Annotated in this window: 26 protein-coding genes and 1 riboswitch; of the genes, 4 read left to right on the top strand and 22 right to left on the bottom strand. The window is 36.2% G+C overall.

Annotated elements, in window-relative coordinates:
- Positions 1–23 precede the first annotated feature (23 nt).
- Both yidA and HCJ45_RS06345 read right to left on the bottom strand, forming a co-directional pair.
- A complete protein-coding gene (gene yidA / locus HCJ45_RS06350; RefSeq protein ID WP_187124253.1) occupies positions 24–836 on the bottom strand; it encodes a sugar-phosphatase in 813 nt (270 codons plus the stop codon).
- Positions 837–881: 45 nt separating this feature from the next.
- Complete coding sequence (locus HCJ45_RS06345) at positions 882–3,221, bottom strand: ATP-dependent DNA helicase (protein WP_187124252.1); 2,340 nt, start codon at positions 3,219–3,221, stop codon at positions 882–884.
- Positions 3,222–3,494: 273 nt separating this feature from the next.
- Here HCJ45_RS06345 and HCJ45_RS06340 point away from each other — a divergent pair, with 273 nt between their 5' ends.
- The gene (locus HCJ45_RS06340) at positions 3,495–4,175 is read left to right on the top strand and encodes a Crp/Fnr family transcriptional regulator (protein ID WP_187124251.1); all 681 of its coding nucleotides are present in this window, start codon (positions 3,495–3,497) and stop codon (positions 4,173–4,175) included.
- Positions 4,176–4,179: 4 nt separating this feature from the next.
- On the opposite strand, the gene HCJ45_RS06335 is transcribed toward HCJ45_RS06340, so the two are convergent.
- The 3 genes from HCJ45_RS06335 to HCJ45_RS06325 are packed head-to-tail and all read right to left on the bottom strand — an operon-like array spanning position 4,180 to position 6,605.
- A complete protein-coding gene (locus HCJ45_RS06335; protein ID WP_187124250.1) occupies positions 4,180–4,986 on the bottom strand; it encodes a metal ABC transporter permease in 807 nt (268 codons plus the stop codon).
- Complete coding sequence (locus tag HCJ45_RS06330) at positions 4,935–5,639, bottom strand: metal ABC transporter ATP-binding protein (RefSeq protein WP_187124249.1); 705 nt, start codon at positions 5,637–5,639, stop codon at positions 4,935–4,937. Before HCJ45_RS06330 ends, HCJ45_RS06335 begins: the two co-directional genes overlap by 52 nt.
- 12 nt (positions 5,640–5,651) lie before the next feature.
- Positions 5,652–6,605, bottom strand: coding sequence for a metal ABC transporter substrate-binding protein (locus HCJ45_RS06325; RefSeq protein ID WP_187124248.1), 954 nt, complete (start codon positions 6,603–6,605; stop codon positions 5,652–5,654).
- A gap of 222 nt (positions 6,606–6,827) precedes the next feature.
- On the opposite strand from HCJ45_RS06325, the gene HCJ45_RS06320 reads away from it, so the two are divergent.
- Entirely contained in the window at positions 6,828–8,483 is a 1,656-nt protein-coding gene (locus HCJ45_RS06320; protein WP_187124247.1) for a peptide ABC transporter substrate-binding protein, read from the top strand.
- 143 nt (positions 8,484–8,626) lie between these two features.
- Here HCJ45_RS06320 and HCJ45_RS06315 read toward each other — a convergent pair whose 3' ends face one another.
- The 6 genes from HCJ45_RS06315 to HCJ45_RS06290 all read right to left on the bottom strand — a co-directional run bounded on the left by HCJ45_RS06315 (position 8,627) and on the right by HCJ45_RS06290 (position 13,880).
- The gene (locus HCJ45_RS06315; RefSeq protein WP_187124246.1) at positions 8,627–9,061 is read right to left on the bottom strand and encodes a hypothetical protein; all 435 of its coding nucleotides are present in this window, start codon (positions 9,059–9,061) and stop codon (positions 8,627–8,629) included.
- A 437-nt stretch (positions 9,062–9,498) separates the two neighbouring features.
- Positions 9,499–10,392 (bottom strand): ABC transporter permease, encoded by an 894-nt coding sequence (locus tag HCJ45_RS06310; RefSeq protein WP_185380497.1) that lies wholly within the window; start codon positions 10,390–10,392, stop codon positions 9,499–9,501.
- A 10-nt stretch (positions 10,393–10,402) separates the two neighbouring features.
- Entirely contained in the window at positions 10,403–11,353 is a 951-nt protein-coding gene (locus HCJ45_RS06305; protein ID WP_185380465.1) for an ABC transporter permease, read from the bottom strand.
- A 100-nt stretch (positions 11,354–11,453) separates the two neighbouring features.
- Positions 11,454–13,028, bottom strand: a complete 1,575-nt coding sequence (locus HCJ45_RS06300; RefSeq protein WP_187124245.1) for an ABC transporter substrate-binding protein — start codon at positions 13,026–13,028, stop codon at positions 11,454–11,456.
- Positions 13,029–13,114: 86 nt separating this feature from the next.
- Positions 13,115–13,217: riboswitch (SAM riboswitch) on the bottom strand.
- 140 nt (positions 13,218–13,357) lie between these two features.
- Positions 13,358–13,636 (bottom strand): GNAT family N-acetyltransferase, encoded by a 279-nt coding sequence (locus HCJ45_RS06295; RefSeq protein WP_185344496.1) that lies wholly within the window; start codon positions 13,634–13,636, stop codon positions 13,358–13,360.
- Positions 13,637–13,646: 10 nt separating this feature from the next.
- A complete protein-coding gene (locus tag HCJ45_RS06290) occupies positions 13,647–13,880 on the bottom strand; it encodes a (4Fe-4S)-binding protein (protein ID WP_185344494.1) in 234 nt (77 codons plus the stop codon).
- Positions 13,881–14,057: 177 nt separating this feature from the next.
- Between HCJ45_RS06290 and HCJ45_RS06285 the strand changes: the two genes are divergently transcribed.
- Both HCJ45_RS06285 and HCJ45_RS06280 read left to right on the top strand, forming a co-directional pair.
- Positions 14,058–15,566, top strand: a complete 1,509-nt coding sequence (locus HCJ45_RS06285) for an IMP dehydrogenase (protein ID WP_185344492.1) — start codon at positions 14,058–14,060, stop codon at positions 15,564–15,566.
- A gap of 207 nt (positions 15,567–15,773) precedes the next feature.
- Positions 15,774–18,110, top strand: a complete 2,337-nt coding sequence (locus HCJ45_RS06280; RefSeq protein WP_187124244.1) for a 5'-nucleotidase C-terminal domain-containing protein — start codon at positions 15,774–15,776, stop codon at positions 18,108–18,110.
- A 39-nt stretch (positions 18,111–18,149) separates the two neighbouring features.
- Here HCJ45_RS06280 and HCJ45_RS06275 read toward each other — a convergent pair whose 3' ends face one another.
- From HCJ45_RS06275 to HCJ45_RS06225, 11 genes are all read right to left on the bottom strand, one after another.
- The gene (locus HCJ45_RS06275) at positions 18,150–18,878 is read right to left on the bottom strand and encodes an N-acetylmuramoyl-L-alanine amidase (RefSeq protein WP_185395706.1); all 729 of its coding nucleotides are present in this window, start codon (positions 18,876–18,878) and stop codon (positions 18,150–18,152) included.
- Positions 18,859–19,281, bottom strand: a complete 423-nt coding sequence (locus tag HCJ45_RS06270; protein ID WP_185344485.1) for a phage holin family protein — start codon at positions 19,279–19,281, stop codon at positions 18,859–18,861. The genes HCJ45_RS06275 and HCJ45_RS06270 overlap by 20 nt, the downstream gene beginning before the upstream one ends.
- 18 nt (positions 19,282–19,299) lie before the next feature.
- Positions 19,300–19,836, bottom strand: coding sequence for a hypothetical protein (locus tag HCJ45_RS06265; protein ID WP_185395707.1), 537 nt, complete (start codon positions 19,834–19,836; stop codon positions 19,300–19,302).
- A complete protein-coding gene (locus tag HCJ45_RS06260) occupies positions 19,833–20,312 on the bottom strand; it encodes a hypothetical protein (RefSeq protein WP_185380462.1) in 480 nt (159 codons plus the stop codon). Before HCJ45_RS06260 ends, HCJ45_RS06265 begins: the two co-directional genes overlap by 4 nt.
- Before the next feature lie 14 nt (positions 20,313–20,326).
- Positions 20,327–20,902, bottom strand: coding sequence for an alpha-amylase (locus tag HCJ45_RS06255; protein ID WP_185395708.1), 576 nt, complete (start codon positions 20,900–20,902; stop codon positions 20,327–20,329).
- A gap of 14 nt (positions 20,903–20,916) precedes the next feature.
- Positions 20,917–21,216, bottom strand: a complete 300-nt coding sequence (locus HCJ45_RS06250; protein ID WP_038406491.1) for a hypothetical protein — start codon at positions 21,214–21,216, stop codon at positions 20,917–20,919.
- On the bottom strand, positions 21,206–22,342 hold the full coding sequence (locus HCJ45_RS06245; protein ID WP_185395732.1) for a phage tail protein: 1,137 nt from the start codon (positions 22,340–22,342) through the stop codon (positions 21,206–21,208). Before HCJ45_RS06245 ends, HCJ45_RS06250 begins: the two co-directional genes overlap by 11 nt.
- 9 nt (positions 22,343–22,351) lie before the next feature.
- Positions 22,352–23,170, bottom strand: a complete 819-nt coding sequence (locus tag HCJ45_RS06240) for a phage tail family protein (RefSeq protein ID WP_185380460.1) — start codon at positions 23,168–23,170, stop codon at positions 22,352–22,354.
- On the bottom strand, positions 23,170–25,035 hold the full coding sequence (locus HCJ45_RS06235; RefSeq protein ID WP_185395709.1) for a phage tail protein: 1,866 nt from the start codon (positions 25,033–25,035) through the stop codon (positions 23,170–23,172). Before HCJ45_RS06235 ends, HCJ45_RS06240 begins: the two co-directional genes overlap by 1 nt.
- Complete coding sequence (locus HCJ45_RS06230) at positions 25,025–25,357, bottom strand: hypothetical protein (RefSeq protein ID WP_038406487.1); 333 nt, start codon at positions 25,355–25,357, stop codon at positions 25,025–25,027. The genes HCJ45_RS06235 and HCJ45_RS06230 overlap by 11 nt, the downstream gene beginning before the upstream one ends.
- Before the next feature lie 110 nt (positions 25,358–25,467).
- Complete coding sequence (locus HCJ45_RS06225) at positions 25,468–25,770, bottom strand: hypothetical protein (protein ID WP_038406486.1); 303 nt, start codon at positions 25,768–25,770, stop codon at positions 25,468–25,470.

Here is a 25,770-nt window from a genome sequence, read left to right as displayed (position 1 = left end):
CCTTACATGGAATGTTTTTATTTTTAGCGATCTAATACAAACAGTTGAATAGCCATTGCAACCCCATCTTCATTATTGGTTGTTGTTGTATAATTAGCAATTTCTTTAATATGCTCGGTTGCGTTACCCATCGCTACACCCATACCAGCATATTCTATCATCGAAATATCGTTTTCTTGATCCCCAATACTAATTACTTCTCTTTGATCCACGCCTAGTTTATTCGCCAAGCTTTCTAATGCGGAACCTTTATTTACCCCTTTTTGCAAAAATTCTAGATTGTAAGGAACACTTCGAACAATATAAAATTTCTCTTTTAATGTTGCAGGTAGATTTTTAATGACACTCGTTATTTTTTCAGGAGAATCTAGCAACATTACTTTCGAAACGTGAATGGACTCAGGGGCTTCTTCTACTGGCAGATGGTATAGCGGTGTTTGTAATAGAAGCGAATCCTGACAAGTAATTTCTGTTATTTTTCGGCTTGGTACATACATGTTTTTCCCATCAAAATAAGTAACATTTACATCCTCGGCATGACAAAATGCATAGATTTCTTCCAATTCGGTTTTATTTAAAGTAATATCGGCTAATGTTTTTTCGGAAGCAGTTTCTAAAACGACTGCTCCATTGAATGTAATTGCATAATCTCCAATATCTAAAAGATCTAATTCCAGCAAACTTTTCTTAATTCCAGCAAGCGGACGACCAGTACATAAAACAACTTTTACCCCTTTTGCCTTCGCTGCCTTAATAGAATCTCGAACGACTGGTGTGATCACGTGCGCATCATTTAATAAGGTGCCATCAATATCTATTGCGATAATTTTATACATAATTTCCTCCCAACAGTGACTAATTACTTTCATTCTACTAGAAAATTAGTCATTTCGCCAAAATTCACTTACTTGTTGCACTATTTCTTGTGTATTTTTCACTGTTTTGGCATGATTCCAATGCGCTGGAAACAAAGCTCGATAGCGATCTGCTGAAAATCGTTCTTCTATTAATAAAACTACACCTCGGTCGGACTCCGCACGTATCACTCGACCAACCGCTTGAAGCACCTTATTCATCCCTGGAATTTGATAGGCATAATCAAAACCATGACCAATTGTTTTATTGTAATAATCCTTAATTAAGTCTGATTCTGGATTTAGCTGTGCAAGTCCAACTCCTACTATTGCCGCACCAATCAATCTTTCTCCACGCAGATCAATTCCTTCAGAAAAAATTCCCCCTAAAACACAAAATCCTACCAAAGTTTCCACATTATCAGCTTCAAATTCCGCTAAAAATGCTTCTCGACCAACTTCATCCATCGAGTTTTCTTGCTTTTGAACACGAACATCTGGATATTTTTCTTTAAATAATTGATAAATCCTTTCTAAATAATGAAACGAAGGAAAGAAAAACAAGTAATTCCCTTTCTTACCAGATATAAGAGCAAATAACGCCTCAACTACTCCCTCCATACTATTTTCGCGCATTTGATATTTAGTACTAAGGTAATCTGCTACTAATAAATGCATGTTTTTTTGCTCAAATGGAGACGAAAAAATCATTCTACTAGTATCTGACTCCCCGCCAAGTACATTTGTATAATAGTCAATCGGTCTAAGCGTTGCCGAAAAAAGTACCGAGCTCGTCCCAAGTTTTAGTTTCTCAGATAATAAAAAGGCTGGGTCCAGGCATAGTTGTTTTATTTCTATCTCATTCCGACTTCTTGTAATTTGCGTTGTATACCTTTCATCATAAAGTTCCGCAATCTTTATATATCTTAAGCTTTCAAAATAAAGTTCTAAGACGCTTGTCTGCGCTCCTGATTGTGTATTTTGCGGTAGCCAATCCTTTGCAACAAATGTAAACTTAAGCACTGTTTCATTCCATTCTTCTAATTGTTCTTTTCTCACATGAATAGTTGTATTTGATTCAACTAGCTTTTTATTTAGCGAAATCATTACCTTATTCATTGCATCAATGGAATTCCAGAGACGTTTGTGCTGCTTCTTATCCAATTGCCGCTTCACTTGCATAATAAGTGATTTTCGAAGTGTTGCAGAGAACATCGAGCGAGCACGATCTACTAAATTATGAACTTCATCCACCAAAAATGTATACTTTCCTAGATTTTCACTGAAAAATCGTTTCAAATATACTACTGGATCAAATAAATAATTATAATCGCAAACAATTGCATCACAAAATAGTGCCACATCTAATGACAATTCAAATGGACAAAGCGTATATTTTCTAGCATATTGCTCTATAATCGGCCGAGTAATCGCTTCTTCTTGACCTAAGATATCAAATAATGCCTCATTCAAACGGTCATAGTACCCTCTAGCAAATTGACAATGGTCCGGTTCGCATTTGCGCTCATCTAGAAAACATATTTTGTCTTTTGCCGTAATAGTAACACTCCTTGCAGCAAGTCCTTTCCGCCGCATTTCATCTAGTGCATCTTCTGCCACCTGTCTCGTAATTGTTTTTGCGGTAAAGTAAAAAAGCTTATCCGACTTTCCCTCTCCCATCGCTTTGATAGCTGGAAATAATGTCGACATTGTTTTTCCAATTCCTGTAGGAGCCTCACAAAACAAATTCTCACCAGAAACTGCTGTCCGATAAACAGCTATAGAAAGTTCTCTTTGGCCACGCCGATAACTATTGTAAGGAAATGCTAATTCTTTTATCGTTTGGTTTCGTTTCAATTCCCAAGCTGCAGACATTTGCGCCCAAATTGCGTATTTAGTAAGTAAATCATCTACAAAAGCGCCCATTTCTTCGCGACTCATTGTACGTCTAAACTGCTTTGTCTCTTCATCTACTATTTGATAATATGTCAACTGGAGCTCAACCTCTGAAAGTCCCTCATTCTCCGCCAGCATAAAGCCATAACAAATCAGCTGTGCCCAGTGAAGTGGTCGAAAATTTTCAGTAATTTCCTCTATAGCCGTCTCTGTTGATTTAATTTCATCTATTATTCGTTCATTTATAATTCCATCCGCACGTCCATCCAATGAGAAAGCCACACCAGCAACAGTTCGGTCGAGTTTCAAACTAACTTCCGCCTTATATTCATCGCCTGCTGATTTTTGGAGTAATTGATGAATCTTCGTCCCTTCTAACGCTCGATCAGAACTTGTCATTCGGCTATCTATACTACCACTTCTAAGAACAAATTCTACTAAACGCCGAACAGAAATTTTCACCGTTTTCATCAAAAATCCTCCTTCATCATTCTTTTGAATTATACCATAGAACTGGTGTTCGTTACACTTTTTATTGTTCCTTTAAAAACACACTTTTCCCTGTGAATCACTCACTCATTTCTAACTAAACGAAGCCATGTCCCTCTTTTCCACCTTTAGGAGACACAGTTTATTCACATTTTAGAAACATCTTCCTAAAAAATAGTACCTAGCTAAGAATTTATAATTTGTTCTTTCTGGTACAATAATATGTGTTGAGATGAAAAAATGGAGGAGCATAAAATGACAAAAAACCTATACAATTATCAAGAATTTATTAGGCTTTCTAAGGAAGGTAAGATTGAATATAAAGAAATCGAAATACCCAAAAACGCCAGCTTACTAACACAAAAAGCTGACGTAAATAAGTATATTTATCTTATTGTAAAAGGTTATGTTTCTGTGTTTTCAATTGATCCTACTTCTCATTCAAAAATTTATTCCATTCAAAGCGGGGGTTCATTTTTAAATTATTTAACCTTACTTGATGATTCATCCAATAAGTTTACCTTCAAAACTCTATCAAAATGCACCTTATACCAATATTCTAAGGAAAATATCATTTACTTTCTATCCATGTTTCCAGAAAATTTTGGTTTTCAATTTTTCATTATGAAGAATCAAGCCACCCACGCTTACCTCAAAAGTATAGTAGCTAACTGTTCCGCATCGAATAAACTTATAGTCGCTTTTAACAACATGGCACTTCTTCATGGCACACCAATTAATGACAACAAAGTTATTCTCCCTCAAGAAATTAAAACGAGTTATCTTCTTTCCTATAGCAACCTATCCAAAAGCTGTTTTTACAAAGATTTAACGGATTTAAAAGCAGCTAAAACAATCGAAAAACAAAATAAAAATTGGATTATTACAAGTGAAGAATTAAATACTCGTGTTAAGGAATTTCAAGAAAGCTGGTAACGCGTTATTTTCTTGCTACCTTTAGACCAATTGTGACAACAATAAAAATTAAAATAAACATTAATGTAATCGTTGCACCTGGCGGGGTTCCAAATTGATACGAGGATACAAGTCCAAAAAACATTCCTAGCATGCCAATAAAAATAGCGCTAATGACACACATAAAAAAAACTTTAGATATACGCATCCCAATTGCAGCAGGTAGTATTATAAGTGCTGATACAAGTAACGCTCCTGCTATCGGCATAATAAAAGCAATTGCAACCCCTGTCACTACACTAAATAATAATGAAATTAAACGAACTGGTACTCCTTCAGAGATTGCAACATCCTCACTAAATGTAAGCACAAACATAAAACGTTTAAATGCGAGAAATAAAATAATAATTGCTATTCCTAAGATGAGTAATATTTGTACTTGCGCCTTACTTATCGTTACGATGGAACCAAATAAGTACTGTTGTACACTTGTTGTAATTCCCCCTTGGTCTAAACTCATTAAAACTAATGCAACTGCAAGACCTCCCGCCATCAGTATCGCAATCGATAATTCAGAATAAGTTGAATAAATTCCGCGCAAATATTCAATTCCAAGCGCTGCAATAACCACTACAATTAAAGTTGTCACATTAGGATTCACATTTAAAACTAGGCCAAACGCCACTCCTGCAAGCGATACATGCGAAAGTGTGTCCGCCATAAGGGACTGCCTGCGAATAATTAAAAATATCCCTAAAAGCGGTGCAATAACCGCAATAATCATGGATGCTTCGAAGGCTCTTTGCATAAATCCATAGAAAAACATTTCCATGAAACATCCTCCCTTCTTACAAGCCGAATGTGCTTATCCGCGTATCCTTCTAATTCTTCACTATCATGTGTTACCATTAAAATTGCTTTTTGATGTACTCTCGCCTCATGTCGCAATAACTCATAAAATCGAATTTTGCTATTTTTATCCATCGCGGTTTGAGGTTCGTCTAGAATTAATAAATCCGGATCCATCGCAAACATTCTTGCTAAACAAATTCGCTGTTTTTGCCCTCCAGATAATTCACCTATGCGTTTATTCCTAAAATCCCACATTTCTACAGAATTCAGTGCTTTTTCAACATGTTCATGGTCTTTTTTTGAAAGATGTTTAAACCACTTTCCATTTGGAAAACGACCTGACCTCACCAATTCAATGACTGTACTTGGAAAACCTGCATTAAATGAAGCTATTTGTTGCGGGACATACCCTGTTAATAGTCTTCCACCATCGACATTCTTTTTAGCAAATAAAATCGAACCTTGATCTGGCTTTAAAATTCCCAAAATAATACGGAGCAGTGTTGATTTAGCTGCTCCGTTTTCCCCAGTTAGGATAATAAATTCTCCCGCATTCACTTCAAAAGAAATATTTTCAAGAACTGGCTCCGTTTCATATTTAAAACGAACCTTATTTACATTAATATATGACATTTTATCGCTTCCCTATTTAATTGTTTTTTGCAAAGCTTTTAGATTTTGCTGCATGTAAGAGATGTAGTCCATTCCTTTTTCTTGTTGTTCTGTTGTTACTCCTTCAATTGGGCTTAGTACTTCCAAGTTTGCGCCTGTTTCATTTGCAAGTGTTTTCGCTACTTTTGGAGAAGCAATTTCTTCAAAGTAAATCGTTTGTATATGATTGGCTTCTATATACTCTTGTAATTTTGCCAAACGCGCTGGACTTGGCTCTTGATCCGGTGATAACCCAGCAACTGCCACTTGATGTAAACCATATTCTGCAGCTAAATATTGGAAAGCAGCGTGTTGTGTTACGAAATCTCGCTGTTTTGCTCCTTTAAAAGCAGTTTTATATTCATTATCTAAGGCTTTCAATTTATCTATATATTTTTCTGCATTGGCTTCATATGTAGGTGTATTCGACTTGTCTGCTTTTGCTAACCCTTTTTGGATATTGACAACTTCTGCTTGTGCTAGGACTGGACTTAACCAAACGTGCGGATCATGTTCATGGTGATGTGCCGCTTCTCCGTCGTGCTCATGACCTTCATGCTCCTCGCCTTCTTCTATTCCTTCTACTAGCTGAATTCCTTTACTTGCATCTATAACTGTCAACTTTTTAGAATCTAAACTTTTCAAAACGCTTGGTACCCATGTTTCCATATCTGCACTATTGTATATAAATACATCCGCTGTTTCTATGTTGGCAATATCTTTAGCACTTGGCTCATAATCATGTGGCTCTGTGCCAGCATCAATTAACATTTCAATTGAAGCATTTTCACCTGCTACATTTTTGGTAAAATCATACATTGGATAAAAAGTTGTTACTATTTTTAGTTGTTCATCCTTAGCTTCATTTGCCCCTTCATTACTCGTTCCACAACTAGCTAAAAGCAACACACACGCTATAATACTAAATAAAAACGACCATTTTTTCATACTATTCCCCCTCTATTCGTAATGATTACGATTTATACCACATAGCTATTCTAGTCACTTGTTTGGCGATCGGCGTAAAACGTAATCATTCTTATTTGCAAGAAATATCTTACCATTTGATTTTTTATGCGTCAAGCACTTCTTTTGCAAATCATTAATTTGACTTATCTTATCGGAATACTTATAATAACCTTAAATACTCATATAAAAGGGGAGAAAATTATGCACCATTTTAAAAAAGCACTGCCTATTATTGCCATTTTGACCATACTTTTACTAACAGCCTGCGGAAATGACTCTAATAAGTCGGCTGAAAAAACTTCCCCGAACAAAATTAAATTTCTTGAAACCAGTGAATTACTGACTTTAAATACAACGTCTGAAGAAGATTTTGCAAGTTTCACCGCGCAAAACCAGGTCTTTGAAGGCTTATATACACTCGATCAAAAAGATAACTTTGTTCCTGGGGTTGCTGATGGAATGCCCAAAATCAGCGCCGACCAAACGAAATATACTATTAAACTAAAAGAAAATGCTAAATGGTCTGATGGATCACAAGTAACTGCCGATGATTTTGTCTTTGCTTGGCGACGTGCTGTGGACCCTAAAACAGCGCCAGGCTACTCAGCGCTATTTAAAGATTCTATTAAAAATGCAACAGAAATCAATGAAGGCAAATTACCTGTAACTGATCTTGGGGTTGTCGCAACTGATCCAACGACTCTTGAAATTACATTAAAAAAACCTGTTCCTTACTTCATTTCACTGCTTTCTTTTGAAACATTTTTCCCACAAAAGGAAAGTTATGTGAAGGAACAAGGCGATAAATATGGTACAGATAGTGAGCATACTTTGTACAATGGTCCTTTTGTAATGAAAGATTGGGGCGGAAATATTACCAATAAATGGACTTACGCTAAAAACGATACCTACTGGGATAAAGATAATGTGAAGGTAGACGAAATTGATGTTCAAGTAGCAAAAGATATTAATGCCGGTGTCAATCTTTATAACACTAACGAGGCTGATCGTGCGCCACTTTCGGGTGAGTTCGCTAAACAATATAAAGATAAAAAAGATTTCCTAACTGAAAAAGACGCGTTAATAAGTTATTTGCGTATGAACCAAAAACGTGACGGAAAAGCGACACCACTTGCTAATAATTCTTTACGTCATGCGCTTAACTTGTCTGTTGATAAAAAACAGTTAACAGACCGCATTTTAGGCGATGGGTCTTTCCCAGCAAACGGCCTGCTTCCAAAAGATTTTGTTCAAAATCCAACAACGGGTGCAGATTTCCGAACAGATAGCGGGGACCATTTAGTTTATAACAAAGATGAAGCATTAAAATATTGGAAACAAGCGCAAAAAGAACTTGGTACGGACAAAGTGACCATTGAACTGCTTGGCGATGACCAAGAAACTACTAAAACTGTTTTTGCTTATTTAAAAGCACAGTTTGAAGATAATTTACCAGGTGTGACTATTAAAGTGAAAAATATGCCATCGAAAAGCGCAACACAGCTGACTTCTGATGGTAACTATGATTTATCACTTGCTGCTTGGATGCCTGATTTCAAAGATCCTTGGACATACAGTAGCCTATTCTTATCAGATTACTTTAATAACCATATGAGCTATAACAGCCCCGAATATGATAAACTAGTTAAATCAACTGACACAACACTTGCAACAAAACCAGAAGAACGTTGGAATGCATTTGTCGCTTCTGAAAAAGTCTTACTAGATGACGATGCAGCGATTTTACCTCTTTATCAACATCAAACCGCAGTACTGCAACGAACCGATATTACAGGTGTGCAAAAACATGCTTTTGGCTCACCTTATAGTTATAAGTTTATTGAAGTGAAAAAATAGTAGAGCAAATTAAATCTACCAAAAAACAAATAAGGCTTCTATCCAAAAATCGGAATAGAGACCTTATTTGTTTTCATCTATACTAGTATAATTTGCAGTTTATAAGATAAGCTTTTCGGCCCTACATTATGATATATTGTTCCCTACTTAGTATTGAACAAATTACCATCCGACGTTTTTAAATATATTGCATACATAATTAACGATACAACACTTGCCAATACTGCGATAATAAATGCCGGTTCTACTAATTCAGTAATGTAAGTACTTAGTATACTAAATGCAAATGTGCTAAATCCAAACAGTGGTCTAACTGCCAAATTTAATAAACCAAACACTAATACTAACAGCCCAATAAATGGCACGATTTTATTAGTCCCTTTTTGAAATCTCGGAATAAAAATAGTAATAATAAAACCTAGATATCCTATAATAATAATTGGTTGCATCCATATTAATTTATAAGCAGGCTCATAAACTAATTCAAACGATTCTGCATCCACACCGCTTGACATCCATGGAAAGAACAAACAAATTACTGCTATTCCAAAAAAAATAATACTTAATAATCTATACAATAATCACACCTCCCTAATTGGAGAATAGCACAGAACAATCTAAGTAAAAAGCCCCATTTACCCTTATTAACTACTAAAACACCATTAATTTAGCGTAATTGCTGCACAATATATATTGCATGGTTTCAGAAAAAATCGCACAATTAGAGCTGTTTTTCACAATTTTTGCACATTAAATTAAAAGTCACGAAATGTTCATAAACTAGACTAGTCTTATATAATTTTTCAATCTTCTATTAGCAAAAACGCCAAACTAATTAACGTTTTGTAATGTAGGGTGATGAATAAAGTTGAATATTCATACATCATAAAAGATTAAAATTTAGATAAAGATGTATAAAAATAGAATTATTCTTAGTAATTATAACTTGAATCGTTACGTTCCTCATAAAAAAGATTTGGTTATTTCCCGCAAAAGAAAAAACCAAATCCGTATTTTAATATCTACGCGATAACCCTTTTCTAAGTACATCACCCAGCACATTAAACGAAAGTATCGTCATTAATATTAATAAACCTGGGAAAAGTGCCAAATAACTGGCTTCTCCAACATAACCTTGCGCATTGTTCAGCATGCTTCCCCATGAAGCGTTTGGTTGTTGCACGCCAAGCCCTAGAAAACTTAGCGCCGACTCGGTTAAAATTGCTGTCGCTACATTTAGAGATGCCGCTACAACTATTGATGGCATGGCATTTGGAATAATATGCTTAAACATAATATGGAAAAATCCGCCACCCGCTGACTTCGAATACAAAATGAACTCTCGCTCTTTTAGAGTTAGTGTTTCCGCTCGAACAATCCGCGCTACTTCCATCCAAGACAACAAACCTATAATAATAATAATATTGGAAATCCCTGGTTTTAAGTACGCATTTAAAATCATTAATAAGAAAAATGATGGAATCGACATAAAAATATCTAAGAAACGCATCACCATGTTATCAACAAACCCGCCAAAATAACCACTTATTGTTCCAGCAAATGTCCCAACAACAATTGCAATCATCATCGCAAACACACCAACTAAAAGAGAAACACGACCGCCATATAAAACACGTGTTAAGTAATCTCTCCCATGATCATCCGTTCCAAACCAGTGCGATGCGTTTGGTGGCATTAGTTTATCTTGAATCGAAAGTGCATTAGGGTCATAAGGCGACAGGAATGCAAAAACACAAGCAACGGTAATAAAAATCAATACTCCTGTTGCAAAAATAGCGCGGCGGTCGGATAACATATAACGCCAAAAAGTTCGTTCTCTCGTAGCATGAACCACTTCCGCATCTCGCTCAAATTCCTGCATTGTTTTTTTCGAAAAGTCTAATCGCATCATGCATTCCTCACCCCATTTCCCTAATCCGCGGATCAACAATCATATAAGCTAAATCAGCTAGTAAATTTCCAATAATTAATAAAAGTGCTGAAAAAAGTGTAATTGCCATAATAACCGGATAATCTAATTGGAAAATCGCATTAATGCCAAGCGATCCCATTCCCGGCCACGAAAAGATGCTCTCGGTAATAAACGCTCCTGTAATTACTTGAGGTAGCGACATTCCAAGCAAAGTTATAACTGGAAGCAAGGAATTTTTTAAGACATGATGTCCCATTACTTGTACTTTAGAAAGCCCTTTTGCATAACCAAATAATACATACTCTTCTTTTAATTGGTTAATCGTATTGGACCGAACGTAGCGGTAATAGGCCGCACATCCTTGGAAAGTCAGCGTAATGACTGGTAAAATCGCATGTTCCGCCATATCCCAAAATGAATCCACCCCAATCGTTCGCATTCCTAGACTCGGAAGCCACCCTAATTGAATTGAAAACACATCAATTAAAATCATCCCAAACCAAAAAATCGGAATCGAAATCCCAATATATGAAATTCCATTTAGTACTTTATCAATCCAAGTGTTTTCATAATTCGCCGCCACTAATCCAAGCGGAATGGACAATATTAGCGTCAAAATAAGGGAAGTCCCTACTAAACCAAGTGTCGCTGGAATTCGCTCTAAAATTTGTTGTAAAACTGGTTGGCTATTAATAATTGAATAACCTAAATTCCCTTGCAACAAATTCCCTAGCCAAATAAAGTACTGCATATAAATCGGCTGATCAAGCCCTAAACTTTGTCGAATTCGCTCTACATCATCGGGATTCATATCAGGCGTAACAAATGAATTTACCGGATCACCGGGTGCTAATTTTATAAGTGCAAAGGAAATAATTGAGATAATAAATAGCATCGGAATAATTTGCAGTACGCGTTTTGTGATTGTTTTTAGCATAATTTATCTCCTATCTAAAACACAAAAAATGACAAGTAAAAATCTGAACCCACCAAAAATAACTTGGCAGGTCAGATTTTTTATGAATATTTTTTAGCTATTATTCCGTTAAATATAATTTAGATAGATCACGGAACATTGTTACTGGTTGCGGTGTTGCAGCTTTTTGTCCACCATAACGGCTATCAAGTGCGAGTACTGCATTGTCATATGAAATTGGGTAAATTACCGCATCGTCCGCAATTGTATTTTGAATGTCTTCATACACTGCTTGACGGTCTTTATCATCCGCTGTAACGGCGCCTTTTGCCCAAAGTTCATCCAAAGCTTTATTGTGATAATTGGCATAGTTATAAGGAGCATCACTTAGGAATAAAGATTTATATGCATCTGGATCATTCCCCATAATATAACCATTTAAGGCGATTGAGTAATCCGCATTTTTACGGTCAAGTGTAATATTACTTAGTGCATTTGGATCAGTTGGTTTTAAATCAAGTGTTACGCCAATTTCTTTATACTGTTGTTGCAGGTAAAGCGCAATGCTCTCTTGAGATTTACTGTTATTTAAATAATATACGGTTAATTTTTGACTAGTATCAAAACCACTTTCTTTTACTAGTTCTTTTGCTTTAGCTATATCTTGCTCATATGTTTCTACTTTATCAGTAAAATATTTTGTGTTTTCTGTTAGGAAGGAAGACGCTGGTTTGGCATATTCATCCGAACCATACGCTGCTTCAATGATTTCCTCGCGATTAAGCGCATAAGATAACGCTTGGCGAAGTTCTTTTGATTTCAGAGCAGGTTGATTTTCATTGAAAACTGCATAACTCAAACGGTTTTCAGGATAAGTGATAATGTTTACCGCACTAGCCTTTTCTACTTTATTTCGCTCAGAAGGTTGTATTGATTTTAAGTTGATTTCTCCATTTTGAAGTGCTAAGTTTGCTGAATTTTGATCTTTGGTAATTCGATAAGTGACTTTATCTAGTTTTGGTTTGCCATCAAAGTAATCGTTGAATCTCTCTAAGGAAACGTATTCGCCTGCTTTATACTCAACAAATTTATATGGTCCGGAACCAATTGGCTTTTTATTTTTATCACTTTTTTCGATATTTTCTACCCCTTCAAAAACATGTTTTGGAATAGGGAAGAAAGTTTTAATTGTATTTTCAAAGGCTGGAGCAACAGTTGGTAAAGTAAATTTAACTGTTGTATCGTCAACAGCTTCTACTTTTACAGGTTTATCGTCAAAAACAAAATTCCCACGATTAGGGCTGTTTTGTTTTGTATCTAAAACGGAATCTACTGTAAATACTACATCATCTGCAGTTAGCGGTTTTCCATCGTGCCATGTTAAACCATCTTTCAATTTTACAGTATAAGTTAGGTTGTCATCTGAAATATCTAAGCTTTCCGCAAGCGCTGGTTTTCCATCAGCCTCCCAAAAAAGTGGTGCGTAAACAGCTTGTTGAATAGTTAATGTTACTCGGTCAGAGGCATAGTTTGGATTGATAACTTCTGGGTCTCCTGCCACTCCGATAATAATCGATCCGCCATCTGTTGCTTTGCCAGAACCGTTTGCTTTATCTGAGCTAGTACCAGAACCTCCGCAAGCAGTCAGCACCAAAGCAAAAACTGAGATAACTGCCACTAATAAAAATTTCTTCATCTAACAAAAACTCCCCTCTTTAGCGCTAATAAAATAACGCTTCTTCTGTTTTTTGGTCAGAATCGAAGCGCCTAATTGTAAGCGACTACTTATCTGCCAGAATGTTACTTCTGATCGGAATTAGCATAGAACTTGCGCTCCGCTGCTGGGTTTCACTGGGCCGAATCCCTCCACCACTCTTGATAAGAAATTGTATCACTATTATTCCTATACGTTTACTGTGAATTAAAGATACACTGAAATGAAGGAGATGTCAAGAAGAGAAATCCAATATTTTTAAAATATTCCATAAAAAAAGAGACTAGGCTCAAAACCTAGTCTACTTATTATTACTTATCAGCTTGTACCGCTTGATACTCCGGCTTTTTCGAAAACTCAGATTTAGCAAATGGACAAAGCGGAATAATTTTCTTACCTTCTATTTTTGCTTTTTCTACAGCACGTTTCACCAGTTCTTGGGCGATCCCTTGACCACGAGCTGCATCGTCCACACCCGTATGATCAATAATAAACATATCTTCCCCTGTTGGTACAAATGTTACCTCACCAACCTCAACACCTGCATCATTTACCGCATAAATTCTATTTTCGCCGTCTTTATATTCCATTTTACCCCTCCTATTTCTCTATATATTGAAGTGCCCCGCTTGGACAAGTGTTAATAACACGTTTTACTTCTTCTTTTGATACGTTATCTGGCATTATCCATGGTTTTCTATCTAAATCAAATAATTCTTTGTTTCCCCTTACGCAATTTCCTGAATGCTCACAAACATTTGTATTAAAATAAACATCTATTTCTTCCCCGTGATACTTACGATAACCACGTTCTAAAAGTTTTTCCTCACTCATCTGCTTACCTCCTTCGCATAAAATAATCTTCTTTTAGTATATTCCTCCTAACCTACAAAAGAAAACGTTTATACTTGACCTTAAAAAATCACTATCAATCATTGACTTTCAAGCGAGTTCTTGAAATAATAAAGATATTTTATAAATGTAAATTAAATAGAAGAAGGAGTGGAGATAATGGCATTTTATTTTGAAGAACCGTCCCGCACATTTAGTGAGTTTTTGCTCGTTCCTGGCTACTCATCAGCAGAATGTGTACCTACTAATGTTAGTTTAAAAACACCTATCGTAAAGTTTAAAAAGGGTGAGGAATCAGCAATTACAATGAATATTCCGCTTGTTTCCGCAATTATGCAAGCTGTTTCTGATGATAATATGGGGATTGCCTTAGCTACAGAAGGCGGAGTATCCTTTATTTTCGGCTCACAATCTATTGAAAGTGAAGCGGCAATGGTTTCACGTGTAAAAAATCATAAAGCCGGCTTCGTTATTAGTGATTCCAACATTAGCCCAGATAAAACTCTTCAAGATATTCTGGATTTAAAAGAAAAAACAGGTCATTCTACCGTTGCAGTGACAGAAGATGGTACTGCGAATGGTAAATTACTTGGGATCGTAACCAGCCGCGACTATCGTATAACACGAATGAGTCCTGACGAAAAAGTAGCAGATTTCATGACTCCTTTTAATAAGTTAGTTACAGCAAATAAATCCACCACTTTGAAAGAAGCAAATAACATTATTTGGGACAACAAATTAAATGCCTTACCTCTTGTTGATGATAATGAGCACTTAGTTCATATGGTGTTCCGTAAAGATTATGACTCCAACAAAGAAAATAAATTAGAACTACTTGATTCCTCCAAACGTTACGTTGTTGGCGCTGGTATCAATACACGTGATTATGAAGAACGTGTTCCCGCACTAGTGGAAGCTGGCGCAGATATTCTTTGTATAGACTCTTCTGAAGGCTACTCCGAATGGCAAAAACGCACATTGGATTATGTGCGCGGCAAATATGGTGATTCTGTCAAAATTGGTGCTGGAAACGTGGTGGACCGTGATGGGTTCCGCTATCTAGCTGATGCTGGCGCAGACTTTGTTAAAGTTGGAGTTGGCGGAGGATCTATTTGTATTACACGCGAACAAAAAGGAATCGGTCGTGGACAAGCAACTGCACTAATTGATGTTGCCAAAGCACGTGATGAATATTTTGAAGAAACTGGTGTGTATATTCCAATTTGTTCTGATGGCGGCATTGTTTACGACTATCATATGACACTGGCTTTAGCAATGGGTGCAGACTTTATTATGCTTGGTCGTTATTTCTCTCGTTTTGATGAAAGTCCTACAAATAAAGTGAATTTAAATGGTACTTACATGAAAGAATATTGGGGTGAAGGAGCTAACCGAGCACGTAACTGGCAACGTTATGACCTAGGCGGCGATAAAAAACTTTCCTTTGAAGAAGGGGTAGATTCCTATGTCCCTTATGCTGGTTCACTAAAAGATAATGTAGCAATTAGTTTAAGCAAAGTTCGTTCTACAATGTGTAATTGCGGAGCGTTAAATATCCCTGAACTTCAACAAAAAGCTAAAATAACACTCGTTTCCTCCACTTCTATCGTAGAAGGCGGCGCACATGATGTTGTTGTTAAAGACGCTTCCAATAATTTAATTAAGTAAATATAAAATGGTTGGTGTGAATTTGGTACGTTACCAGACTCACATCAGCCTTTTTTATTTAATATGAAAATATCGCAATAAATTATCCTAACATTTACAAAAAGCCAACATTTTCTATTGCTAAGGCAAATTCACTTTGCTACTATAATAGATAGGCACCAATGAGTTAGCGCTTACAAATTGCCACTGGCGAAAAAAAGGGAGAGTGTGAAAGTGAACAAATTTTTCAAGAAAACTACACATGTTTTACTCGCAGCAGGGCTCACAATTGGACTAACTGCACCATTCACCGGGACAACAGCACAAGCGGCGGCAGACACCGTTCCAATCCAGATTTTAGGAATAAATGATTTTCACGGAGCGCTTGAAACAGCCTCCAAAGATGCATCTGGCTCACCAATTGGCGGAGCAGACTATCTAGCAACAAACTTAGATAATGCCACTAGCTCATTTTTACAGGCAAATCCTGATGCTACTGCTGATAATGCCATTCGCGTTCAAGCGGGTGATATGGTTGGCGCTAGTCCAGCAGTTTCTGGATTACTTCAAGACGAGCCAACAATGAAAGTCCTTCAAAAAATGAATTTCGAAGTCGGTACACTTGGGAACCACGAGTTTGATGAAGGATTGCCAGAATACAAACGAATTTTAGATGGTGTTTCTACGAGCAAATTTGGACCAATTGTGGAAAGTTATCCTCGAGTTAAAAGTGATATGAAGATTGTTGCAGCAAACGTTGTAAATAAAGGAACAAACACTGTTGCAGAAGGATTTTCACCATATTATGTAAAAGAAATTGCTGGTGTCAAAGTTGGTTTCATCGGTATTGTTACTACAGAAATTCCAAACTTAGTGCTTGCAAGCCATATTCAAGATTACGATTTTCTTGATGAAGCGGATACAATCGTAAAATATTCTGCTGAACTTAGAAACCAAGGTGTTAACGCAATCGTTGTCTTATCTCATGTTCCTGCTCTATCTACTGGAAATCCAAATACTGGAACAAAGCAAGATGTAGCTGGAGAAGCTGCTAATATGATGACGAAAGCCAACGAACTAGACCCAAATAACTCCGTCGATTTAGTCCTTGCGGGGCATAATCATCAATATACAAATGGATTAGTTGGTAAAACTCGTATCGTTCAAAGCTACAATAACGGAAAAGCTTTTTCTGATGTAACTGGCGAACTTGATAAAACAACCGGTGATTTCGTTTCACCTCCAGATGCAAAAATTACATATAATACAAGAAGCGTCTCTCCAACTGCCGATATTACCGCTGTTACCGAAGATGCGAAAAGCCGCATTGAAGGAGTTATCAACGAAACTATCGGGTTAGCAAATAAAGATGTCATTTCCCGCGAAACAAATCCAGACAATCAAGCCCTAGATGATAAAGAATCTGAACTTGGTAATATGATTACTGATGCACAGCGCTATATGGCAAATAAAGCAGGCGCTGACGTAGATTTTGCTATGACAAATAATGGCGGCATTCGTGCTGACCTCACAACACGTCTGGCAAATGGCCAAAACGAAATTACTTGGGGTGCGGCACAAGCTGTTCAACCATTCGGAAATATTCTTCAAGTAGTGGAAATGTCTGGTGCAGATATTTTAGAAGCACTAAACCAACAATATTTAAGTAACCAAACTTACTTTTTACAAATTTCTGGATTAAAATACACTTTCACTGATACAGATGACTTAGAGCATGCTTACAAAGTTGCTAGCGTTACAACAGAAGATGGCACTCCGTTAAAATCTGACCAAAAATACAAGGTCGTAATCAATGATTTCTTATTCGGTGGTGGTGATGGATTTTCTGCATTTAAAAAAGCAAACTTAGTTACAGCCATTGACCCAGACACTGAAACTTTCATCAATTATATCAAAGAACAAAAAGCTGCTGGAAAAGTAATCACTGCCCAAAAAGAAGGCCGTAAAGTTTACAAATCCCAAGCTGAAATCGACAAAGAAACAGCTGATGCAGCTATCAAAGCATTAAAAGACGCAACAAAAATCAATAAACTGACAGAAAAAGACAAAATGCTAACCGGTACTACTTTGCCGGGTGTTAATGTCGAAGTTCAAAAAGCAACCACAACAGTAAAATTAGCACGTGCTACATTACCTAACACAACATCTGATACAAATGGTAACTTCTCTGTTAATGTTTCTGCCCTAGACCTTAAAGAAGGCGATCAAGTAACAACTACAATCACCGACACAAATGGCTATAGCACCACTTTCCAAACAACTGTCCAAGCAGCCGCAACAACGCCTCCAGATAATGGAAGTGGTAATGGTGGGGTTGATAATGGTAGTGGTAATAGTGGTGGCACAGGTAACGACAACACAACTAATGGTAACGGCGCAACTAATGATGGGATAACTACAAATGAAAAGCCAGCTAAATTGTCGCCTGTTGGAAGTAAAACTAATGCTTCCCTACCAACAACTGGCGATACAACAGGACTTGCGACAGTGTTTGGTTTAGTTTTAACAACAACTGCACTTTATGTTTTGCGAAAGAAAAATTAACTGTACAAAAGGAGCGACCAAAATTGGCCGCTCTCTTTTTTACCTTTTTCCAGCATTCACTTCTGATTTTAAAATCCAGCTTCCCGGAACACCTTTTGTTGTTGTTAAATTAATTGTTTTTGCTAATTCTTTATAAATAAAAACCTTTGTCCCTGCTGGTAAATAACCTTTTAGATTTTTACCTGAAATCGCATCATCACTTGTCGAATATTTTCCCGCTCGATATTTGGTTGCTTGAACATTAAAGATTTCTTGTACAGCTTTTACAATTCCTAAACAAAAATCTCGCTGAAATGCACTTGTTTTGAGAATTGCTGAATCATTGCTATCGCAAAAACCTGCCTCTAGTAAAATAGCGTCCATAGCCGTTTCTCGCAAAACAGCAAAATTTGCTTTTTTCATTCCTCGATCACGCATACCATGTTTAGAAACTTTTGCAATCACATTTTTATGAATTATTTTTTGGATTTCTTTAGTTTTTGCTGGTGTGGAGGTAAAAATATAGTCTTCATATCCCATTCCTCCACCTGCATTAAAATGAATTGAGATGAATAAATTTGCTTTTAGGTTATTTGCTCTTTGTGCCCGATTACTTAAGCCATAAAAAGTATCATTTTTTCTTGTCATTCCTACATCAAAACCAGCCTTCGTCAAATCCACTTCTAACTGCTTGGAAATAGCTAATACCCAATTTTTCTCAACAAGACCATTTCCAGTAGCTCCTGAATCTTTTCCTCCATGCCCTGCATCAATCCAAATTTTTGTCATGCTTTTCCTCCTTTTCACCTGCTTTTGAATCAAAAATAGAAATTAAATTTTTCAAAACTTCCGGCACTTTCATTTCCATTCGTATGAAGTTTTCCAATATAGAAATCAGCTCATTTGCCAAATAGAAAAAGATAACTGCATCTCGGGTTGTATTATGCGTTCCTAGAATCAAGTCTACTTGGTGTGCAATAGCCACTAAAATTAAGATTGCAATCTTTTTTGCGATTCCTTTGAAACCCATCTTGCTATTTAGTTGTCCTTGATACCCTGAAGCAAGTAGCCCAGAAATATAATCAGCTACAATAAAGCATACAAGCACTTTTACCAATAGATCCACTTCCCCAAATAAGTATCCAAACACCGCACCAAATCCCAGTATCCCAACTTTTAGTATGACTTCCATGGAAACCCTCCTTTTTGATTACATTATTGCTATTTGGCGAAGCACCCAGGCCGGAGAATTCAAATTATCAGCATGTCCAGAAAGCCCAGTTGTTGATATATAGAGGTATTTTCGATCTCCATAAGTTGTTGATGGCATTTGCATTAAGACACCTTTTCCAGCTAACTCAACTAGTTGAGCCTTAGATAAGAATACGGAATGATAATAATAATCGTATGGAGTATTATTTGTTGTATCATATCGACTAAACAATAGTGTTAAACCAAATTTCAGCTTAAAAGGGTCCCATTTAAATGCTTGACCTGCTCCCATATGGTTTGCTCCTTTAAAAACCACTATCCCCTCCCCAATAGTATCGACATATTCTTTAGCGCTATTTAACGCTGTATTCGCTTTTTGTTCTGCTCCTTCTGTACTTTCCTTACCATCCCAAATTGTTTTTTCTTCTTCTGAAACACTCACTAATCCTTTAACAGCCTCGGCATGTGTTTCTGGATAGAATTGTTCTAAAGTTCCGTGTTCATTTTTCTCTGACATTTTTACAATTTTAGTCATTCTATTACCTCCTTAATAGTTTCCAGCGCGATTATTGGCATCGCATCTAGTTTTCCTTTGTCTTCTATTGATAAAAATCCACTTTCACTAGCTGAAGCATCTGAGTGGGTGTGGTTCACTGTTGCTGCTTCAACATCAGATGCAAATAAATCAACAATGCCCGTTTTCCCATTAACACTTACAACGCCTGCTTCCGGCGATACTAGTTCATCAATTTTTATTTTATCAAACGAACTCATAAATCCATCTGTTGTGTAAGTAGCTACATTATGATTATGATCTTTTCTTGCGGCATAAACATCTGCTGCTTCTAGCAAAACACTGCCAGACTTGCCATTAACACTAACAACACCTGTTGGAAGTTGGCCAGAAACAAAATCTGTTAACCCAACAATTCCTTCCACATGTGTTTCTGGATAAAATTGTTCTTTTGACTGATCTTCCTTTGTTTGTAGCATTCGTTTAATTTCAGTCATACTTCACTCCTCCTTTACACAACCAATTGTTCCATTTGGTAACGTTCATTTGTTCCTATTCTCGCAAATACTAAACTAGTTAATTTGTCTGAAAAACTAGTCTCCCCTGTTTTTTCAAGAATAATATCTGCTTGCTCATCCAGGCTTGAAACATTTAAAAAGCAAACTGTTTGCGGTTCTGTAATTGATTTACTAGTAAGCAGTCCAATATCTTGTTCTTGCATCGAAATAATACTATCCACATCAAATTGCAGCGTACTCTTTTTACTATAAATAACTTGCTCCTCATTTAAACGCGCTCTTAAAACTGGATATTTCTCACCAAACGCATCTGTTCTAGCATCAACAACTTCATCTAGCTGCGGAACCCCATTAATCAGCTCATTTATTCTTACATTTACTGCTTTATCCACTGTTTCAATTTTTTGATTTAGGCTTGCGTCTGCTTTATTGATATATACATAAATTGCGTCCAAACCAGTTGAAATAAAACTGGACCAATCCATTAATTTCTGCCAATTATCGTTAGTTTTATTTCTGAACTCACGCCCTTGAAGGAGCATTTCCCATTTCCATAAGTCTAATTTCATAAATACCTCCCCTTCTAATCCACTTTAGTTGTCTTTAATTCTCCAGTATCCGTTACAACTATTTTGAATTTAAATCCATTTTCCGAAGTCAAAATCGTATCCTGCTTTTTATTCCAATTCGAAATATCAGCCGCTGTTACATTATTTTTTTCCGCATTTGCTTCTATACTATTTAATTTCGTTTTATCACTAGGAGCCATTAATCCAGCAGTACTTGATGTCGCTTCATTTAGGCCTTCGATTGCCATTAAGTGTGTTTTTGGATAGAAAACGGTATTATCTGTATTTTTTAGCACTCTAATTTCAGTCGCCATCTACAACACCTACTACTTCCGTTAAAATTCGTGAATCAAAAGCATTCATTGCGATGTTTGAAAACGAATTAATCTTATTCGTATCTATACTAGCTTTTTTAACTTGATTTGCTATTTGGGTTTGAATCCGAACCATATCCCGCCTCGTATTACTAAAACCAACATCTTGAAACTTCCTGCTCCACGGGTGCGCTGATTTAATTCGTGTAACTTTAACTTCCGTTTCAAAATGCATTGGCTCATGAATAAAATACCAAACATCTCGCTCTGAAACTTCTTCTTGCCCTTTATAAGTAATATTTAAAGAAGTTTCAGGAACGTCTAAAATTTGTTTTTTTGCAAAGTTTAATAAGTCTGCATTATTTGTTATTTTGTCATCACTTTTAGCATTTGCCATTCGCTTACCATAGATAGCTTCATTTGGCGAAGTATAGGTAACTACAGCTAAATATTTGTTATCTCCCGTTAGCTTATCTGCATTTTCTTTTTGCTTGCCATAACATTTTATCTGCGTTTTTAAATTATCAGTATTAGTATCTACCGAAATATCTTCTGTATTGTACAAGTAGCGAAATTGCTTTTCTGTTTTCAAATACCAACTAGCTTCATCATAAAAATATAGTTTTTTGTTGTCTGCAAATAATATTGCGCCAAATTCTTCTAAACATAAATTAACTAACTCTAATCCATTCTTATTTCCTAAATCTTCTAGCTCAACTAGAGGAAAACTTCCTATGATTTTATGAGAAAAACCTAACACATTATTCTCTAAAGCAAATTCCATTACCGTTTGAATCGAATATTTTTTTAGCCCTTTTTTCACATTGTATTGAACATGATCTTGCACTGTATAACTAATATGTTGTGCAGTTATTTGCTTAGAAATGGTTTTCCCAATGGACTTAGGGGCACATTTTTTCACAACAAATTGTTGACCTCGATAAATAATCACGGCTTCGTTTCCCAATAAATCAAAAACACTTGAATTTTGTTTTGTTTTATTTACGGTAAAAGAGATAGATCGAGTTGTATTTTTTTCATAATCATACGAAAATGAACCATAGTCAATATCCGTCAATATCTCTTCCACTTCTTTGTCCATACTTTGAATAATTAAATAATCCATCATCATCACCTACCGATAAATGAACGGGAAATTAAAAGCAATTGTTACATCTGTTACACCTTTAATTTCAAAATCGTTCCAGCCTTTTTCTAAAGTAATAATTCCATGATTCGTATTTTTCCCAACTCGGCGATTATTTACAAATGGATAGATGTTATTCAATAGTAAGACGTCCGTTTTTTTAAGTTCATTTTGATACTGAAACGAGTCTCCAGTTGTGATATTATTAATCGTTGGAATCCCATTTGCAGTCATTGCTATATCTAACTCATGACGCATTAGGGGATTAATTCGTTCGCTCCCCGCATTGTACACACGAAAAGAATTCTCTTTAAAAATGTAAAATAGATCATCACGGTTGGATAAGTTCATCCCCATTTGCCATAAATCCACTTCAAATGTCAGTGGATCAAGTGTCGTACCCCGTGATTCTGCATAGCCTTTGAATACATCAAATTCAATGGTCAATAGTCCAACTCTGTCTGACTCCCTACTAAAATCAAAAGGTTTTGGATGCACTTCATAACGAATACCAGGCATCTGATTACTCCAAATATAATAACTTTCGCGCTGAAATAGAAACTCATAAATTTCTCTAACAGCTAAATGGTAATCAGGTATATCAAGTGCTTGTAAATTACATATTGCCGAAAAGACAAATGGTTTAAAAGCAACGGTTCCTGGAATAACACCATCAGTCCCAGCGATTTCAGCAGTTTCCATGCTTAATTGTGGGCTTTGTCTTGCTACTTCTTGAACTGAAAGCCCTGGAAACGTTTCACTCATCGAATAAACCTCTCCATTTATCTCTAAAAACAAGTCATTCATTAGTATGCCGCACCTCCCATTGTATAGTTATACTGATCAAACGAATTAGCTTGGTTTCGACTAACTACTTCCGAAACAACTTTATCGTCCATTTTAATTACTGGATTTTTTTGTAATAAACGCTCTAGAAGATTTTCCACTCTACCCAAATCATTACCTTGATTCAATAGTAGTGAAGTTCTATTTCCGCGAGCACTTTCTCTTGCATACTTCATCGTTGCATCATGCGGAATTACTTGGGAACCTGATGGTAATACAACCATCTCGCCTCGACCGCCTTCATTCATCCTTGCAAAACCGCCTTGGAAGTTTGTTGTCCCCGAAATCAGTTGCGGAATCCTACCAATCTCTACACCTGGGATTTTATTAATAAGCCCGATTGCCGAGTTAATTCCACGAATCACTACATTCACAAATCCTTTGACATTATCTACTACATTTTGAATTGCACTCGAAACACCGTCAAAAATAGTTCCCACAAAATTTGTTAAACCACCCCAGGCACTTTTAATACCTTCAAAAACCCCAGTAATAATTCGTTTCACTCCATTAAAGACTGATGAAACTGTGGTTGATATTCCTGTAATAATTGACTTGATCCCTTCAATAATCCCCGAAATGGTTGCTAAAATAGCGTTCCAAATTTTTGATGCTACTGCAAAAACCATCTGGAAAGCTGCCCCAATAACAGCAACTATTGAGTTAAAGATATTGGTGATAAATCCAATAATCGGTTGAACAATACCCATGATTGCAGTAATTACGCTAGCAACGAAACTAATGATTTTACCGATAATACTTATAATTGTCGTTGCGATCACAACAATATAATTAATAATTGTAGTAATAACAGAAATAATGACTCCAATGATCATCATGACGACGGGTATAATTTTACTAATGTATGAAATAATCGTCACAACAATTTGTATTACTACAGTGGCAATTTGAATAATGATTGGAATTAAGAACTGAATAACTCCCATAATACCTTGAATAATAGCCATAATACTTGGTAAAAGCGCTGACACAAGCGACATGACGGCTTGGACAATTTGCATTATTACGGGCATAAGCATGGATACAAGCATGGAGATAAATGGCATTAATTGTGCTAAAAGTTGTGCAAAGAATGCGATAAATTGCACGACAATCGGCATTAAAGCTGCTCCAATTTGACCAACCGCAGTAACAATTTGCATAATAATAGGCATCAAGGTTGCTATTAATTGTCCAAATAATTGACCAACCTGTGTAACGACTGACATAACTGAATTTCTAAATGATTCATTAGTTGACATTAAATAAGCAAATGCTGCCACAAGCGCAACAATCCCGATAATAACTAGCCCCATTGGAGAAGTTAGCTTAGACATAATTCCTGAAACACCACCGACGGAAGACATTAAACCACCTACGCTTTTTTTCAACTCCATAAATCCACTAGCTAAGTTACTAATACCTTGCACACCGCCAACAACACCATTTAGCATACTTCCCATACCACCAATACCTGTTGCTAGGCTTGAAAAGAGTGAACCATTTTGAACACTGGAACCAAGATTTTTAAATGCGTCTGTGATTCCTCCAACAGATCCTACCGCAGCACCAAAACCTGAAGTTATAGACTCTCCACTAGACCCTAATAAACTAAAAGCATCACTGATTGAGGCAACACTGGATTGTAGGCCACCTAGAGAGTTAGAAATTTTTGATCCAGGATCTGCATTTCCAGTATCTTCAATAGTCATTTTCATTTCAGTAAAGCGCCTTTCGACTGTTGAAACCATTTGATCTAGTTGACTCATTTGAGCAATTAAAGCCGTATCATTCATTTCTAAATTTATTTTTTTATTATCCGCCATTAATTTTCCCCCTTTCTTTTTTATTTTTTGGTTTCTGTAAACCATTTGCTTGATAAATGCGGTCAATCCATCCTTTTCCTTCTTGTTCCTCATTTTCGGAAATTGCTTGGAGTGCATTTACCGTATAATTTACGTCCGCTTTCTTTTGACGTTTTTTGTGTAAATCAATAAAGCGAGAATTACGTTTTCGATTGAGATTTTGTTCAGCATTTAATACTGCATTTCGCATCATTGTAGATTCAAAAATGACTTTATTTTCCCATTCTTTCATAATGAAATTTTTTTCTATCTCTGTTAACTCTTCAAAATCGTGTTTAGTCATATGAAAATTAACTACGAAAAAAGCTAGCTGTTTCTCAAGTTCAAAATCATTATTTGTTTCATTTGCAGTTTCTCCATCTTCTGCTCCAAAATATTCAAACTCAATTTGTTTTATCGGAACAAAAAACCCATATCCTCTTGTAATTTCTCAATAACAGCTACATTTAAAGAAATTAAACCCTGTTCTTCTACTAATTTGTCAAAAATTTCTAATGCTTCTTTTTGTTTTACAGCTACTAGCCCTTTTTCTTCAACTAAGCCAGAAACAAATAGCGTTTCAATAACTTGATAACTTAGAATTCCTTTATTAGCAGTTAAAGCAGCCACCAAACTAATTCCAGTTGTTAGTTCGACCGTTTTCACTTTTTGCTTATTAAATCGTAAAATATAGGTTGTATCATTCACTTCAAACAT

Source organism: Listeria immobilis, from assembly GCF_014322845.1.
Taxonomy (GTDB): Bacteria; Bacillota; Bacilli; order Lactobacillales; family Listeriaceae; genus Listeria; species Listeria immobilis.
Note: the sequence above shows the minus strand (reverse complement) of the source record. Positions and strands in the feature narration are given on the sequence as shown.

Coding starts and splice junctions, on each gene's coding strand:
- yidA (WP_187124253.1), bottom strand. CDS start 836: ATGTATAAAATTATCGCAATAGATATTGATGGCACCTTATTAAATGAT.
- HCJ45_RS06345 (WP_187124252.1), bottom strand. CDS start 3,221: ATGAAAACGGTGAAAATTTCTGTTCGGCGTTTAGTAGAATTTGTTCTT.
- HCJ45_RS06340 (WP_187124251.1), top strand. CDS start 3,495: ATGACAAAAAACCTATACAATTATCAAGAATTTATTAGGCTTTCTAAG.
- HCJ45_RS06335 (WP_187124250.1), bottom strand. CDS start 4,986: ATGGAAATGTTTTTCTATGGATTTATGCAAAGAGCCTTCGAAGCATCC.
- HCJ45_RS06330 (WP_187124249.1), bottom strand. CDS start 5,639: ATGTCATATATTAATGTAAATAAGGTTCGTTTTAAATATGAAACGGAG.
- HCJ45_RS06325 (WP_187124248.1), bottom strand. CDS start 6,605: ATGAAAAAATGGTCGTTTTTATTTAGTATTATAGCGTGTGTGTTGCTT.
- HCJ45_RS06320 (WP_187124247.1), top strand. CDS start 6,828: ATGCACCATTTTAAAAAAGCACTGCCTATTATTGCCATTTTGACCATA.
- HCJ45_RS06310 (WP_185380497.1), bottom strand. CDS start 10,392: ATGCGATTAGACTTTTCGAAAAAAACAATGCAGGAATTTGAGCGAGAT.
- HCJ45_RS06305 (WP_185380465.1), bottom strand. CDS start 11,353: ATGCTAAAAACAATCACAAAACGCGTACTGCAAATTATTCCGATGCTA.
- HCJ45_RS06300 (WP_187124245.1), bottom strand. CDS start 13,028: ATGAAGAAATTTTTATTAGTGGCAGTTATCTCAGTTTTTGCTTTGGTG.
- HCJ45_RS06295 (WP_185344496.1), bottom strand. CDS start 13,636: ATGGAATATAAAGACGGCGAAAATAGAATTTATGCGGTAAATGATGCA.
- HCJ45_RS06290 (WP_185344494.1), bottom strand. CDS start 13,880: ATGAGTGAGGAAAAACTTTTAGAACGTGGTTATCGTAAGTATCACGGG.
- HCJ45_RS06285 (WP_185344492.1), top strand. CDS start 14,058: ATGGCATTTTATTTTGAAGAACCGTCCCGCACATTTAGTGAGTTTTTG.
- HCJ45_RS06275 (WP_185395706.1), bottom strand. CDS start 18,878: ATGACAAAAATTTGGATTGATGCAGGGCATGGAGGAAAAGATTCAGGA.
- HCJ45_RS06270 (WP_185344485.1), bottom strand. CDS start 19,281: ATGGAAGTCATACTAAAAGTTGGGATACTGGGATTTGGTGCGGTGTTT.
- HCJ45_RS06265 (WP_185395707.1), bottom strand. CDS start 19,836: ATGACTAAAATTGTAAAAATGTCAGAGAAAAATGAACACGGAACTTTA.
- HCJ45_RS06260 (WP_185380462.1), bottom strand. CDS start 20,312: ATGACTGAAATTAAACGAATGCTACAAACAAAGGAAGATCAGTCAAAA.
- HCJ45_RS06255 (WP_185395708.1), bottom strand. CDS start 20,902: ATGAAATTAGACTTATGGAAATGGGAAATGCTCCTTCAAGGGCGTGAG.
- HCJ45_RS06250 (WP_038406491.1), bottom strand. CDS start 21,216: ATGGCGACTGAAATTAGAGTGCTAAAAAATACAGATAATACCGTTTTC.
- HCJ45_RS06245 (WP_185395732.1), bottom strand. CDS start 22,342: ATGGATTATTTAATTATTCAAAGTATGGACAAAGAAGTGGAAGAGATA.
- HCJ45_RS06240 (WP_185380460.1), bottom strand. CDS start 23,170: ATGAATGACTTGTTTTTAGAGATAAATGGAGAGGTTTATTCGATGAGT.
- HCJ45_RS06235 (WP_185395709.1), bottom strand. CDS start 25,035: ATGGCGGATAATAAAAAAATAAATTTAGAAATGAATGATACGGCTTTA.
- HCJ45_RS06230 (WP_038406487.1), bottom strand. CDS start 25,357: ATGACTAAACACGATTTTGAAGAGTTAACAGAGATAGAAAAAAATTTC.
- HCJ45_RS06225 (WP_038406486.1), bottom strand. CDS start 25,770: ATGTTTGAAGTGAATGATACAACCTATATTTTACGATTTAATAAGCAA.